The sequence below is a fragment of the Nocardia rhizosphaerihabitans genome (assembly GCF_014646295.1).
Classification (GTDB): domain Bacteria; phylum Actinomycetota; class Actinomycetes; order Mycobacteriales; family Mycobacteriaceae; genus Nocardia; species Nocardia rhizosphaerihabitans.
On the sequence record NZ_BMNE01000013.1, the window covers coordinates 100373 to 114542 of the forward strand.

The following is a 14170-nucleotide window of genomic DNA, read 5'->3' on the forward strand; positions in this document are numbered from 1 at the left end:
CTGTCTATCGCCCCGAACAATGAAAGTTGCTGACATGTCCGAGTTCACCCGCCGCTCACTGCTGACCGGCGCCGCTGCCGCCGGGCTCGCCCTGGCCGCGACGCGCACCGCCTCGGCACATGACGGCATCGCGGTCCGCACCGGCGGCGTGCCACTGACCAGGCACGAACGCCGGGTCGTCGTGATCGGTTCCGGCTTCGGCGGTGGCGTGACCGCGCTGCGGCTGGCGCAGGCAGGCGTCGACGTGCTGATGCTGGAACGCGGCAGGCGCTGGGAAACCGGCCCCAACGCCGAAACCTTCCCGCGCGCCTCGCAGCCCGACAAACGTCTGCTCTGGCACCGCTCCAACCCGGTATTGTTCGGCCGCCCACTGGTGTTCGAGCCCTACGCCGGCCTGGTGGAGGCGGTGGCCGGCGCCGGGATGACCGCACTGTGCGCCGCAGGCCTCGGCGGCGGCTCGCTGATCTACCAGGGCATGTCGCTGCAGCCCACCCGAGAGGTGTTCGAGGCGCACTTCCCTGCCGAGCTCGACTGGGGGCTGATGGACCGGGTTCACTATCCACGAGTCGCCCGCATGCTCGGCCTGGCCACCGCGCCCGACGAGCTCGTCAACCACGAGAACTACCTGGCAGCAAGGATTTTCGCCGATCGCGTACGCGCCGCGGGTATGCCGTTGTCGAAGATCCCGATGCCCATCGACTGGAACTACGCGCTTGCCGAACTGCGCGGCGAGATGAAGCCGTCCTACACCAATGGTGACGGCGCGATGGGGGTGAACAACGGCGGCAAGAACTCCGTCGATGTCACCTATGTGGCAGCGGCCGAGGCCACCGGCCGGGTCGACGTGCAGACCCTGCACGAGGTCACCGACATCGAACGCGCCGCCGACGGCCGCTGGGTGGTGCGCGTCGACCGACTCGACACCGCAGGCACCGTTCTCGAGAACAAGATCATCACCACTCCCACGCTGGTGCTCGCGGCAGGCAGCGTCAACACGACCCGGCTGCTCGTGCGGGCGGGCGCGAAAGGCCAGATTCCCGACCTGCCCGATGGACTCGGCGGCGGGTGGGGCACCAACGCGGACCGAATCTATGTGTGGCGCAACCCGTCCGCCGGGTTCGGCACCGCACAGGGCGGACCGGTCGTGTACGGCAGCAAGAACTGGGAGGACCCGAAGGCGGCGTTCACCGTCATCCAGGCCTCGATTCCACCGCTGACCGTCGACCCGGGCAGCACGATGCTCGTCGGCTACGGCGTAAGCAGCGGACGTGGCGAGTTCGTCTACGAGTCGGGCACCGACAGCGCGACCCTGCGGTGGCCTGGCGACGGCGACCGGGCAATTCAGGACGGTCACATCGACCCGGCGGTGCGCCGCATCGCCGGACCCGACAGCATGCTCCTCGACACCAACGCGGTGTTCCCGTCCACCTGGCATCCGCTCGGTGGCGCGAATATGGGCACGGTCTGCGATCTGGACGGGCGGGTGCTCGGTCAGCGCGGTCTCTACGTCCTCGACGGCGCGCTCATGCCCGGTAACACCGCCGCGTGCAACCCGTCGATGACAATCGCCGCTGTCGCCGAACGCGCGCTCGACAGTCTCGTCCGCACCGATGTGGGGACGGTGATCTGAGCCGCCGACACCAATCGGCTACCGCTGACCGGTGCGCGCGCCGTCCGCACGGGCGACGATCCGGCGAGCCTGGCTCAGGATCGGCGCGTCCACCATCGCACCGTCGACGGCGAAGACTCCTCGCGAGTGCTCCGCCGCGCCGAGGATGCGTCGCGCCCAGTCGAGTTCGGCAAGGTCGGGGCGGTAGGCGTCGGCGATGACCGAGACCTGCGTGGGATGCAAGGCCACCTTGATGTCGAATCCGGACGCGACGGCGTCGGCGGATTCGGCGGCCAGTCCGTCGAGATCGGGGATATCGAGATAGACCCCGTCGACGGCGAGCTTGCCGTGGGCTTTCGCCGCGAGCAGCGTTGCCGAGCGCAGGTGCTTGGCGACATCGCGATAGGTGCCGCTCGCGTGCCGTGACGAGCTGCCGCCCAGGGCTGCGACAAGGTCTTCGGCACCCCACATCAGGGCGATCACCGTTGGCGACCGGGCGATGTGGTCGAGCTGCCGAACACCGGCCGGGGTCTCGACCAGCGCGACGATGTCATAGCCGCCCAATATCGGCGGGATGTCGCCGGTTTCGGCTTTGGGGAGCATGAGTTGGCGGAAGGGCGTGCGCTCGATGACGCCGATGTCCGGTTCGAAATGCGCCGAACCGAGCGGGTTCGTCCGGATGATCGTCCGCGCCGGATCCAGTCGGCATTCCCGGACCGACTCGCGCGCAGCGCTTTTCGCGTCCTCGCCGACACCGTCCTCCAGGTCCAGGATCACCATGTCTGCGCACGCCGCCGCCTTGGCGAACCGCTCGGGCCGGTCCGCCGGACAGAACAGCCACACCGGGCCGGTCGGTTCCGCACTCATCGAACGGCTCCGCTCGCCGTCACCGCGCGGCTGCCCTGTTCGCTTCGTCCCTCGCTGTACGATTTCATGGCACTGACGATAACGCCATTCTCGCTTGTAGTTCAACATATTTCGACACAGTTGTCTGCCACAGATCCGCCAAGAGCAGATACGATGGAAATGCGATTCTCATCACTTGCCGAGAGATTTGGAACGCCTATGACCTCGAATCACGCCGAGTCCCGGCCCCGGAGAACCGTCGTGGCAGGCAGCACGATTCTCGACGTGCCACCGTCGACGGCGCTGGCATGACGAGCCGTCCCGACCACAGGCTCACCCGATTCGGCCGAGGTCGGCATCGCGGCCACGCGACGGCGAAGGCACCGGGCACCAGGCTGATAGCCGCCGCCCGTGTCCTGCACGAACTATCGATGCCGCCGGCCGACTCCGGTCAGATCCACCGCAGGCTCAGTGCGATGGAACGCACCGGCAGGCCCGAACCAGCGTGCGGCGACCATCGACTGTGCACCCTGGTCGACTACTCGATCGAGCACATGGAGCTCGCGGCCGAGGTCGCTCGGGCCCACGAGGTGATCGCGGTGGTACCCGAGCTGGCGGAGATCCTGTGGATCGTGTCCGCCTGCGCGTGCCGCCTGGCTGCCGACCTCGCCATTCCCCAGCCACCGCTGGCCGCGGTCGGCATACCCGGACTCGTTCGCGACGCCGAACACGCGACCGCGCGAATGCTTGCGCGCTGGCGGCGATCCAGCGGCTTCGATACCGCCCAGCGCGAACTCGGACTCGAACTGGAGACGGTCCTGCGCTCGTTCGAACGAATCCTACGAGCGCTGACGCACGCTGATCACACAGAAACGGACACTATGGGAACACGCACCACCGGCAGCGCGACAGCACGCGAAGGGGCACCCCGAACCGCGGATGTCCGGTGGCGGCGGCCCGATGTCGTCGACCCGTCGCCGCGCCCGAATGGACCCGCCCCCCAGGAGAAGCCGCAGTCACAGGCGGTACACCAGGTACTCGACTTCTTCGAGAAGTGCCCGGACTGCGGCTATCCCGCGGAGGCCACCGAGACGCGGCGCATCTTCGCCGACGGACGCACGGACACGACACTGCAGCCGACCTGCGGGCTGCCGTGCGGGTGGCGGGGAGCCCCGCGCGAGAACCGCGGCCGCTGAGCTGTCGGCGCCGGGATGAGCCCGCCCGGTGCCGACCGCTCAGCGCCCGCTGACGGCAGGGGTGGCGGCACCGACGCGCAGTGTCACCTGATCCTGGAAGAATGCCACGTGCCCGTGCAGCCGAGCGACCTGCGGGGCCGGGTCCTCGTAGCTCCACACCAGTGGCTCGTCGCCATCGCCATCGAAGCGCCAGTAGGTGGCTTCGCCTTTGAACGGGCAAAGACTGCTGTATTCCTGAGCCTTGCGCAGCGAGACCTCGACATCGGCGCGTGGCAGGTAGAAGACGAGTCCGTGGTCCTGCTCGTCGACCAGGAGCGCCCGCACCGAATCCGCTACCAGCAGCTCACCCACATGGACAGTGACGCGGTTGCGGCGGGCGTGGATGTCTATCCGGTAGTCGGGGCGGGTCACGAATCCTGGGTAGTCGGTCATCGAAATCCTCCTGTCACAGCCTCGCAGGCACAGGTAACGCGGCCTCGTCGGCACGTGGCCTGCGGATCATGGCCTCCTGGGTGAACGAGGCGAGCAATCGCCCGCTCTCGGTGTGCACCAGTCCGCGAACGCACGACATTCCGGCGCCGATCTGGATGCTCTCATGGGTGTACAGCAGCCATCCCGCCCACTCGACCGGCTCGTGGAACCGCACCGAGACGGTCATGACCGCGGTGGACAGAATGTGGTGTGCCTGCGCGGTGCCGATCCCGGGATGTGCTCGCAAGGTGGTTGACACCGACAAGTGCCCGGTGAAGTGGGCCAACAGCGCCTTACCCAGATCGTCGCGTTCGGGGACCGGGTCGTAGTGCAGCCATGCGTGCAGTTCCGGCGGACCGACTTCGTCGGGGTCGTTCACATCGGCCACCCCGACGATGCGCAGATCACGACCGATCATGGGCATATTCGCCGGCAGCGCGGCCGTTGGCCCCGGCACCTCGGGGCGCGGAATATGTCGGCGCACAAGGTCTTCGGTCGGCGCATCGGCCAGCACCGACACGGTGGCGCACCGTCGACCCGCCTGCTCCACAGCAACCACGGTGCTCGCCATGGAACGGCCGCAGTGCGTCACATCCACGGTGAAACGCACCGGTGCTGTTGCATCGACCGCGCGGCTGAACACCGCATGTGCGGATCGAACAACCTTGTCCGGCAGCGTCTTCGCGGTAGCGACCAGAGCCTGCGCCAGCAGCTGAGTACCGTCGACAACCTGTCGCGCGCCGCCGTCGCTGACGCCGACGAAGCCGCTCGGACCGTCGGGCTCGACATCGAAGATTCGCAACATCTCCGATACCGATGACATCGCCGAATTCTGCCGATTCTGTGTGGTCGTCATCTGACCTCCGTCGCCCCAGAGTCCCCTCGCCGCGACATCCAGGTCGCCACGCAACCTTCGAGAGGGACATTCTCTTCATACGAGAATCTATATTACACTGACACCATGCCCGACATGTGGAACGACCTGCTCGCGTGCCTGGAATTGAAGCCGGCGGCGAGCACAGACACCATGGCCTACGAGGCCGTGAACCAGAACCTGCCCTACCACCGGGTCTTCGGCGGTCAGATCCTGGGACAGCTGGTGGTGGCCGCCCGGCGCGTCGTCCCCGAGAAGAGCGTGAAGTCACTGCACACGGTTTTCACCCGGGAGGGACGGTCGGACACACCTATTCGGTACCAGGTGAGCGTCCAGCACGAAGGCCGTTCCTTCGCCACCGCCACCTTGCTCGCCTACCAGTCCGATCAGGTGATCGCGACCGCCGTCGCATCGCTGCACACTCCAGAGGGCGGCGGGCCTCAGCGCCAAAGCCTGCCCGCCGTCGACGAACCACTCGGCCCAGAGCACGAGGTGTCGTTTCCCTTGTTGCCGTGGGAAGCGCGCTCCACCGACGACCTCGACGCCACCTCGGCCGGTCCGCCCATCTACACGATGTGGATGCGCACACCACCTGTCGCACCGGAACTCGGCGCCCCCCTGACCGCCTACGCCACCGATCTGACCCTGATCGGCACAGCACTGCGACCCGAGGACGGGATCAGCCACACCGGCAACGGAACCCGGTTCCTGTCCGCGGTTACCTCCCACACGCTGTGGTTCCACCGGCCGGTTCGCAGCGATGCCTGGCAGGTGCTGCGTCAACACAGCCCGATCCTGGCCGAAGGCCGTATTTTCGGCCGCGGCGACGTGCTCACCGAGAACGGCGAGCTGGTGGCGTCTTTCGCACAGGAGGCAATGTTGCGGATGCGCCCGTGACACACGTGCGCACAGCGGACCGGGCCGTCGACACCATCGTGTCGGCGGCCCGGTTGCCCTTGCAGGGTCAATCGCTTGCCGGTAGCGGTGCGGCACCTTTCAAAGCCAGCGGCTCGGTGCCTACGCTGAGTGTGCCCGCGCCCGCCTTTGTCACGAGAATCTCGGCACCGGACTCGTCGACGTAGCGCTTACCCAGCACATTCCCGTCGGCGAATTTCGGGTCGGGCACACCGTCGGCCCGCGCACCGTCGATTGGGACCATCGGAACTCCACCGGCCCGCAAATCGTCGAGACTGCTGCCCGCTTTCACCACGATGACTTCGGTGTCACACACCTGGCTGCGCAGTCGCGCACCGTTGTTGACCATTGGCACTGTTCTCCTTTTTGTGGCTATCTACCCGCGGTGCCGCCGGGCACCGGTTGCGAGCTGTACTCCGCGACCAAGTCGCGCCGCAGGATCTTCCCGGTCGGCGTCGCCGGCAGCGTGGTCCGGAAAACGACCCGGTCCGGGGTGCGCGAGCCACGCAGGCTCGCGCGGACGAACCCACGCAATTCCTCCGGGTCCGGCTCGCGGTCCCCGTCCGGCACCACCACCGCGACGATGATCTGACCCCATTGCGGATCATCGATCCCGATGACGGCGACCTCGCGCACCTGGGGGTGCTCTACCAGCACGTCCTCGATTTCGGCGGGTGCGATGTTCTCCCCGCCGCGGATGATGGTGTCGTCGGAGCGCCCCCCGATATACAGGAATCCGTCGACGTCGAGTTCGGCCACATCCTTGGTCGCGAACCAGCCGTGCGCGTCGAGAACTGATCCGATTCCGGTGTAACGACCCGACACCTGCGGCCCGCGCACGTAGAGCTCACCCGTCGCACCCGCTGGTAGCACGGTGCCGCTCGCGTCGCGGATCTGCAGCTCGATACCGGGGACCGGGGTGCCGACCGAACCCAGCCTGCGCGCCACCGCCGGATCGTCGGAAGTCATGGCGGCGCGGTGCTCGTCCGGCCCGAGAACAGCGACGGTGGAACTGGTTTCGGTCAGGCCGTAGGCGTTGACGAAACCGACCTCGGGCAGCAGGTGCAGCGCTGAACGCAACAGCGGCAGGGCAACCTTGGAGCCACCGTAGGCGAGAGTCTGCAGAGACGGCAGCGTCGCGCCGGTGCGTTGCAGCTCGGCGACGATGCGGGCGAGCATCGTCGGCACGACGGTTGCCGTGGTGACCGACTCGCGGGTGACCACGGCGATCCATTCGGCCGCGTCGAACGCGCGCAGGTACACCACTTTTCGTCCGGCGTACAGGTGTGACATCGCCGCACCGATACCAGCGATGTGATAAGGCGGCACGCACACCAGCGCGGCGTCCTGCGTTGCGGCGGAATCGAATTCGATCGTGCGGGTGATGTAGCTGACCAGGTTGTTGTGCGTGAGTTCGACTGCTTTCGGCGTCGAAGTGGTGCCGGAGGTGAACAGCACGACCGCGACCTGTTCCGGGTCTACTGCCACCGAGACCGGCTCGGCCACAGCGGCCTGTTCCAGGAATTCCACCGAACGCACAACGGCCACACCGGAACCCGACACTTCGCGCGCGACGATCTCGTGGAACTCGTCATCGCAGACGAGCAGCGGGGTGTCAAGTCGTGCGATGAGCGCACCGAGGGCATCGGCACCGAGCCGATAGTTCAGCGGCGTGAAGGGCACCGAAGCTTCCGCGGCGGCGAAAAGCAACAGCGGCAACAGATGCCCGCCGGTCCCCACATAGACGAGGCTGCGGGCGCCAGAGCCGGCCAGCACGCCGGACCCGCCCTGTGCCAGCGCCTTCAGCTCGGCCACGGTCCAGCGCACCTGTCCGCAGACCACCGCCCGCCGGTCCGGGTTGCTCGATGCCGCCATGTCCAGCAGCAGCGAAATGCTCATGTCGCGCCCTCTCCACCCGCACCGGTCGACGGCGCGCTGAGGTCCGTCCATGCAACCGTTGCCGTTATATTGCATTCTCCGTGGATGAGAATAACATATTCAACGACAGTGACTGCGAGCTGAAGGGGCGGATAAGACCCGTGATCCGTGTGGTCGATGCGCTAGCCGAGCCAGATTTCGATGCCACGGCGACGCCTCCGGGAGTTGTCATCGCGGTGGCCGACGATCCCGCAGCTGCTGGCGGCGCATACTGGCTCGACCACGCCACACTGACCCTGACCACGAAGCCCTCGCTCGACCCGCGGGTGGTGACCGTGCCATCGGTCTCCGACGCGCTCGACCGAATCGACCGTCAGTGCACCGACCGCCCGCTGGCCGCGGCTGTCTGCGACGACGTGCTGCGTGCCGGGCGGCCTGGAGCGGGCTTCGACCAGGGTCTGCTCATCGAATCGCTGGCGTACTCCACCCTGCAGGGCGGGCCGGAGTTCGCCGCCTGGCTCCGCGAGCGCGCGACGAAGAGCAGTGCACCCCAGTCCGGTGAACCGCTCGTGATCCGCCGCGACGGGCAGACGCTGCACATCGGCTTCGATCGACCGCACCGGCACAACGCTTTCGACGATCGGACGCGCGCCGCGCTGCTCGACGCGCTGGCCGTTGCCCGCTGGGATGAATCGATCTGCGCGGTCGAACTCACAGGCAGCGGACCCACGTTCTGCAGCGGTGGCGATCTCGCCGAATTCGGGACCTTCACCGATGTGGCAAGCGCCCATTTGGCTCGCACGAGATACAGCCCGGCACGTGCGCTGCACGCGCTCGCACAGCGTCTCGGGCCGAATCTTCGGGCCCGTATCCACGGCCGCACAACGGGCAGCGGACTCGAGATGGCCGCCTTCTGCGGCACTGTAAGCGCTCACCCCGACACGGTTGTCGGGCTGCCCGAACTCCGGCTCGGGTTGATCCCCGGCGCGGGCGGCACAGTGAGCGTGCCGCGCCGGATCGGTCGCTGGCGCACCGCGTACATGGTGCTCAGCGGGAGCGTGATCGACGCACCCACCGCGCTGGACTGGGGGCTGGTGGACGAGATCATCGACCCCGGCAGCGCCACGCCACCGTCGGCAGCGCGCTCCAGCGCAACGCAGTGACGGCCACCGATTGGGCGGCTTGTGGCGCTCTGTGGCTGACCGGTGACCCCGACGAGGCGCCAGACCAGAGCCGCTCTGGAATTCTCGCCCGTGCCCGCGCGGTCGCCGACGCGTTCACCGCGCACACCGGGGTCCCGATCGACGTGGGGACCGAACTGACCGGGCGAGCCGCGTTACTCGGGTTGTCGCGCCGAGGGCGGGTCTCCGCGGGCGGCGCCACGCGGCTGATCGCGACCCGGGACGGGTGGTGTGCGCTCACCCTGGCCCGAGACGTCGACCGGGAGGCGATTCCCGCGCTGCTCGAGACCGCCACGGTGTCGGCACCTTGGACGGCGATTGCCGAATGGGCCGCGAACATTTCCGCGGCGGAGGTCACAGCGCGCGCCCGCTTGCTCGGTCTGCCCGTGGCGGCACTCGGTGAGCAGGAACCCGCCGCGCCGGTCGTTCGGCAGATAGGGCCTGTCGGACCACCGCGGAGCCCATCCGGTTGTCTCGTGGTCGACCTGTCCTCGATGTGGGCTGGCCCGTTGTGCGGCAGGCTTTTGATGGAAGCGGGCGCGACCGTCGTCAAGGTCGAAAGCCCTTACCGCCCGGACGGCACCCGCCGCACACCGCGATTCTTCGACTGGATGAACGCTGGAAAGCTTTGCTATTCAGTCGATTTCGATGATACCGAGGCGCTGCGCACCTTGCTCGCTCGTGCCGACGTGGTCCTGGAGTCCTCGCGGCCGACGGCATTGGCCCGGCGCGGACTCGGCCCCGACCTACCCGCTAGGCGGGGCCGGGTGTGGGCGCGGATCACCGCCCACGGCAGCGGAATCGGCGCGAACTGGACCGGATTCGGCGATGACGCCGCAGTCGCGGGCGGACTGGTCGGCATCGCCGAGGGCGGTCCCTACTTCTGCGCGGACGCGATTGCCGATCCGCTCACCGGACTGGAGGCGGCCCGGTCGGTCGCCGATGCGCTTGCCCGCGGCGGCGGTGAACTTGTCGAGGTGTCGTTGAGTGCTGTCGCGGCGGAGTATGCCGCGCTGCCACCGACTCCCGCACTCCCCTGCTTCGTCGCCGTGCGACCCGCTCGGCCCCGGATCACCGAGCGTGCCTCGGCGCTGGGCGCGGACCGAGACGCGGTCCACGCACTCGCACCAGTTCTGGTTCAGTGAGGCCGATGCCGGGTGCTCATTGGAGACGCCCGGCAATCACAGCGGCGATTTCGACAGCAGTCGCGCAGAAATCCCAGTCCGGGTAGGGATTCGCGGGAGCGAACTCGAACTGGAAGAGCCCACCCGAGGCCACCGATACCCAGATCCGGCAATTTCGGTGGCCGCTGTCACTGTGATCGTCGACGAGGAACGCGGGTCGGCCCGCGACAGCTAGCGACCGGAAGTTCTCCTCGGTGCGATTGAGGTCCTCGAGCGCACCGAATCTCTGCCGATAGTCGGGACCGAAGTACATCCTGACCTGGCGAGGGTTCGCCGCCGGGGTGAGCCACTGACAGTAGTGGCCGCCCGACGAGCTGGGCTTGCCCGGGTCGGCGAATCCGAGACGGGCAAGGTCGTCGGGCCCGAGCACCGTGCACGGGTGATTCACCAGCTGGGCCATCGTCCACGGCGGGGTCACCGGCGGTGGTGTATCCGGCCCCAGGACTGTCGGCAGGGGCGTGGGGTCCGCCGGCTCCGAGGTTTCGCATCCGGTCATCGCGGCCGCAATGACCGATCCGATCGCCACGATCACGATCGTGCGCCGCCAACCCCGGGCTCGCTTCGGCATAACCATTCCTCCCGCACACGATCACAGCACATTCGACGCGGATGCGCACCCGACGACGCGCCAGTTGAACGAGGCTCGGGCGCCCGAATGCAACTCTCACAGCAAGAGAAGTGTATTCTCCCTAACAAAGAGCGTATCCCTTCAAGTGGCGCCTGGTTGATCTCCACGCGCCGGGCAGGAGGCCATCATGGGTCTTTCCCCGCTTCCCGAGGACCAGTGGGATGACGAGGTCGACAAGGCACTGGCGCGAATGCTGCCCCCGGAGCGGCGCAATCCAGCCCAGGCAGGCAACGCACTGTCGGTACTGGTCCGCCACCCGGCACTGACTCGCGCATTCCTCGGCTTCAACGTGCACCTGCAGTTCAGCTCTACCCTCGAGGCCCGGCTACGCGAGCTGGCCATCCTGCGCGTGGCCCACCGCCGCGACTGCGACTACGAATGGCAACATCACGCCGCGATGGGACGTGATGCCGGGCTCACCGACGCCGACATCGAAGCGGCACGGCGCAACGGCACCGCGGCCGACGAATTCGATCGCCTGGTGCTGGACGCGGTGGACGAACTGAACGAGAAGTCTGCGTTGTCCGACGAGACGTGGACGGCTCTCGGCGCGCGACTCGACGACCGCCAGCGCATGGACTTCGTCTTCACCGTCGGCTGCTATGCCACTTTGGCCATGGCGTTCAACACCTTCGGTATCGCACCGGACGCGACTGCTGGCTACTCGCAACACTGAGCGAGAGAGCGCGAGTGCCCCTTCCCTCGCAGGCGCCACTGAACGACCAATGCGGATGCGGGCATCCCGACGCAGAACCGGGGCGAGCGCGCCCTCAACCCATATCCGCCCGAAATCCATATCCGCCCGCAATACAGCCTGATGCTACGGCTGCCCCTGTGAGGGGAGAGCGACCTCGGCGGTCAGCGGGTGCTGGGCCGGTGGTGTGCGGCGCGGTTGATCGCGACGGTCTGATCCAGCGAGGGCGCCTCGGTGAGGCTCGCGAACTGCTCCCCGAGCCGGTCACGAGTACGGGGCGCTTCGTCCTTGTCGGCCGCTGCCAATGCCCGCTGCAACTCCGCAGCATCCAGTTCTGTGCAGTAGCCGGGGGTCCCCGGTTGCTGCCGCCACGAGTCGGCCAGAATACCGGCGTCGACGGGATCGAAGCCCGTATCGTCCACGAGCCGCATGACGGTCCGGCGTGCTCGTTCGGAATCCGCGGCAACGGGGATGGCGATGCGACCCGGAGTCCCGGTGGGAAGCCCTTTGGTCTGCTGTGTCCCCGCCAGTGCGGCGTTCCACGCCTTCACGATCGGTTTGCCGAGTTGCTCCGCGCTCCACACACTTTCGACCTGTCCGTTGTCGACCGCCTCGATGTGGCCGTTCATGACGGGGTAGTAGTTCGAGGTGTCGACGATCACCGTTTCGTCGGAAACCCCGGCGAGGAGGTCGGCGAGCTCGGGCTGCTTCGCGAACGGGATCGACAGGACAATGACCTCCCTGTCCTGGGTCGCGGCGTCCAGCTCGACCGCACGCGCGCCTGCCTGTCGGACTTCGGCGGCGACGGCCTGCGGTCCGCGGGCGTCCGCGACCAGTACCTCGTGTCCGGACTCGGCGAGCCTGCGGGCGATATTGCCGCCGATGGCTCCGGCGCCGATAACGGAAATCCTCATATCGTGTTCCTTTCCTTTCATCGTGTCCGGATAGCTACATGAACAACGCGCGGCTGAGGCGGACTAAGTACTCGGTGTCGGGGTTGGTCCTTTCGCCGTACCTTTCGGCGATGGCGGCACCGGACAGGTCGCGCCGCTTCGGCAATCTCGCGGCCTCGGCGCCGGCCAGGGCGGTCGGCATCTCCTCGCGGGTGAGATCGGTGCAGTAGCCCGGCGCCCCGGGCTGCTGGCGCCACGATTGGGCCAGCGGTCCGGCGTCGAATCCGTCGAATCCGGTGTCCTCGACCAGCGCCATGCCGACCGCGCGTTCGCTGTCGTCGTCGGCCGCGACCGGGAGCGCGATACGGCCCCGGGTCCCTGGAGGTGTGCCTTTCAGGGCGAAGGAGTCCGAGCCGATGGAATTCCATGCCTTGACGATCGAGCGGCCGAGCTGTTCGGCCACCCAGAGACTTTCGACCTGGCCGGCTTCGATGGCCGCGATCTCGGAATCACGCCCCGGAATGTAGTTCGAGGCGTCGATGACGACTGTCTTGGCGGGTACACCGGCGAGCATCGGCGCGATCCCGGGAACGCGGTCCAGCGGGATGGAGATGATGACGACGTCCACACCGTCCACGGCCTCGGACGCGGGCACCGGACGTGCTCCCGTGAAGAGAACTGTGGCGTCGATCGTTTCGGGCCCGCGTGAGTTGGCCACCTTCACGTCGTGTCCGGCCGCGCTCAACTTTCGACTGAGCGTTTTACCGATATGGCCGACACCGAGAATGCCTATGTTCATCCAAAAACTCCATGGTTGTTGTCGATTTCCTGCATTGGGCAAGGCTGTGCGGAAACTTCGCAGGCGCCGTACTGGCAGAGCTATGGGGCGGCCTTTGCCTGGTCTTCGGTCCTGTAGATCTCGGGCCGAAGATGTCGAATATGTGGCCACCGCAACGCTGGGTCGCACAGATCTCTACTGCTTGTCGTTTGTTCGCGGTAGCCGTTTTCGATGAGTGTCAGGAGTCGGTCGAGCACCTCATGGTCGGCCTCGGCGGCGCCCATGGTTCATGTCACCGAGACGGCGAGGAGGAATAGGTCGCGCCCCGTCACCGTAACCCGTACCTGCCCAGTGAGCTGCGCGGCGCGCACATACTCATCGGTGGTCGCGATGACGTTCTCGCAGGGCACCGTCAGCGGGTTGTCCGGATCCAACGCCCTCGCCGCAGCCATCAGCGGTTCCGGTAACCGGCTGAACGCGCTGAAATATTCCTCCATCGCACGCAGCCATCGCCGCAGCTTCTCCAACGCGTCGTCGAGCTGCGAGATATCGGCTCGACGCGCCTCCAGCTCTTCGGAACGAGACTGCAACACCGCGCCAGCAGTGCCTCGCGGTTGGGGAAGTGTCGATACAACGTGCCCGGCCCGACACCGGCATCCTTGGCGACCGCCTCCAGCGAAGTGCCGACCCCGAACCTCAGGAAATGACGCTGAGCCGCCTCGAGCAGAGCGACCCGGTTGCGCGCGACATCCACACGCGGCCGACGGCCCGGCTGCTCGCCACCCATACGTCCACCTGTCTGCTCCAAGATCCGCAATAAAACGGAAACTGCCTCCGGATACCTTCACAGCATAAAGCGGAGGCCACATCCGGTCAACAAGCGGGGTGCGCCGAGTGTTACGGACCACAGAAGAGCAGATGATGAGCCAAGTCTGTCGTGGGTACTTCAACGACGCCGGGCCCTAAGGGATGTCCCGTAAGTCCGACTCGGTGACGGTGACGGGTCCACCGGGCCAGGAATCA

15 protein-coding genes and 1 pseudogene are annotated in these 14170 nt (G+C 67.1%); 6 read left to right on the top strand and 10 right to left on the bottom strand.

What is annotated here, in order from left to right:
* Window positions 1–34 precede the first annotated feature (34 nt).
* Complete coding sequence (locus IEY60_RS33760; protein WP_189034601.1) at window positions 35–1630, top strand: GMC oxidoreductase; 1596 nt, start codon at window positions 35–37, stop codon at window positions 1628–1630.
* An 18-nt stretch (window positions 1631–1648) separates the two neighbouring features.
* Here IEY60_RS33760 and IEY60_RS33765 read toward each other — a convergent pair whose 3' ends face one another.
* A complete protein-coding gene (locus tag IEY60_RS33765; RefSeq protein ID WP_189034602.1) occupies window positions 1649–2476 on the bottom strand; it encodes an HpcH/HpaI aldolase/citrate lyase family protein in 828 nt (275 codons plus the stop codon).
* Window positions 2477–2886: 410 nt separating this feature from the next.
* Between IEY60_RS33765 and IEY60_RS33770 the strand changes: the two genes are divergently transcribed.
* On the top strand, window positions 2887–3651 hold the full coding sequence (locus IEY60_RS33770) for a hypothetical protein (RefSeq protein WP_189034603.1): 765 nt from the start codon (window positions 2887–2889) through the stop codon (window positions 3649–3651).
* Between the two features lie 39 nt (window positions 3652–3690).
* Here IEY60_RS33770 and IEY60_RS33775 read toward each other — a convergent pair whose 3' ends face one another.
* Both IEY60_RS33775 and IEY60_RS33780 read right to left on the bottom strand, forming a co-directional pair.
* A complete protein-coding gene (locus IEY60_RS33775) occupies window positions 3691–4083 on the bottom strand; it encodes a DUF427 domain-containing protein (RefSeq protein WP_189034604.1) in 393 nt (130 codons plus the stop codon).
* A gap of 13 nt (window positions 4084–4096) precedes the next feature.
* The gene (locus IEY60_RS33780) at window positions 4097–4978 is read right to left on the bottom strand and encodes an acyl-CoA thioesterase (protein WP_189034605.1); all 882 of its coding nucleotides are present in this window, start codon (window positions 4976–4978) and stop codon (window positions 4097–4099) included.
* Window positions 4979–5083: 105 nt separating this feature from the next.
* Here IEY60_RS33780 and IEY60_RS33785 point away from each other — a divergent pair, with 105 nt between their 5' ends.
* Window positions 5084–5893: an acyl-CoA thioesterase gene (locus tag IEY60_RS33785; RefSeq protein ID WP_189034606.1), complete on the top strand. Its 810-nt coding sequence runs from the start codon at window positions 5084–5086 to the stop codon at window positions 5891–5893.
* A gap of 67 nt (window positions 5894–5960) precedes the next feature.
* On the opposite strand, the gene IEY60_RS33790 is transcribed toward IEY60_RS33785, so the two are convergent.
* Both IEY60_RS33790 and IEY60_RS33795 read right to left on the bottom strand, forming a co-directional pair.
* On the bottom strand, window positions 5961–6260 hold the full coding sequence (locus IEY60_RS33790) for a hypothetical protein (protein WP_189034607.1): 300 nt from the start codon (window positions 6258–6260) through the stop codon (window positions 5961–5963).
* 23 nt (window positions 6261–6283) lie between these two features.
* On the bottom strand, window positions 6284–7810 hold the full coding sequence (locus tag IEY60_RS33795) for a class I adenylate-forming enzyme family protein (RefSeq protein ID WP_189034608.1): 1527 nt from the start codon (window positions 7808–7810) through the stop codon (window positions 6284–6286).
* Between the two features lie 140 nt (window positions 7811–7950).
* Between IEY60_RS33795 and IEY60_RS33800 the strand changes: the two genes are divergently transcribed.
* Together IEY60_RS33800 and IEY60_RS33805 are read left to right on the top strand one after the other, a co-directional pair.
* Window positions 7951–8952, top strand: a complete 1002-nt coding sequence (locus tag IEY60_RS33800) for an enoyl-CoA hydratase/isomerase family protein (protein ID WP_189034609.1) — start codon at window positions 7951–7953, stop codon at window positions 8950–8952.
* Window positions 8949–10115 carry a CoA transferase gene (locus IEY60_RS33805; RefSeq protein WP_189034610.1) on the top strand — a complete coding sequence of 389 codons (1167 nt, stop codon included), beginning with the start codon at window positions 8949–8951 and terminating at the stop codon, window positions 10113–10115. Before IEY60_RS33800 ends, IEY60_RS33805 begins: the two co-directional genes overlap by 4 nt.
* Window positions 10116–10131: 16 nt before the next feature.
* On the opposite strand, the gene IEY60_RS33810 is transcribed toward IEY60_RS33805, so the two are convergent.
* The gene (locus IEY60_RS33810; RefSeq protein ID WP_229740358.1) at window positions 10132–10680 is read right to left on the bottom strand and encodes a DUF3558 family protein; all 549 of its coding nucleotides are present in this window, start codon (window positions 10678–10680) and stop codon (window positions 10132–10134) included.
* A 229-nt stretch (window positions 10681–10909) separates the two neighbouring features.
* Between IEY60_RS33810 and IEY60_RS33815 the strand changes: the two genes are divergently transcribed.
* Window positions 10910–11458: a carboxymuconolactone decarboxylase family protein gene (locus tag IEY60_RS33815; RefSeq protein ID WP_189034612.1), complete on the top strand. Its 549-nt coding sequence runs from the start codon at window positions 10910–10912 to the stop codon at window positions 11456–11458.
* Window positions 11459–11640: 182 nt separating this feature from the next.
* Here IEY60_RS33815 and IEY60_RS33820 read toward each other — a convergent pair whose 3' ends face one another.
* The 4 genes and pseudogenes from IEY60_RS33820 to IEY60_RS36640 all read right to left on the bottom strand — a co-directional run.
* Window positions 11641–12390, bottom strand: a complete 750-nt coding sequence (locus IEY60_RS33820; protein WP_189034613.1) for an NADPH-dependent F420 reductase — start codon at window positions 12388–12390, stop codon at window positions 11641–11643.
* A gap of 34 nt (window positions 12391–12424) precedes the next feature.
* Window positions 12425–13210 carry an NADPH-dependent F420 reductase gene (locus tag IEY60_RS33825; RefSeq protein WP_229740359.1) on the bottom strand — a complete coding sequence of 262 codons (786 nt, stop codon included), beginning with the start codon at window positions 13208–13210 and terminating at the stop codon, window positions 12425–12427.
* A 224-nt stretch (window positions 13211–13434) separates the two neighbouring features.
* Window positions 13435–13740 (bottom strand): SbtR family transcriptional regulator, encoded by a 306-nt coding sequence (locus IEY60_RS36135; RefSeq protein ID WP_229740363.1) that lies wholly within the window; start codon window positions 13738–13740, stop codon window positions 13435–13437.
* Window positions 13741–13799: 59 nt separating this feature from the next.
* A pseudogene (locus tag IEY60_RS36640) lies at window positions 13800–13934 on the bottom strand (hypothetical protein); the annotation flags it as partial.
* Window positions 13935–14170: the final 236 nt, after the last annotated feature.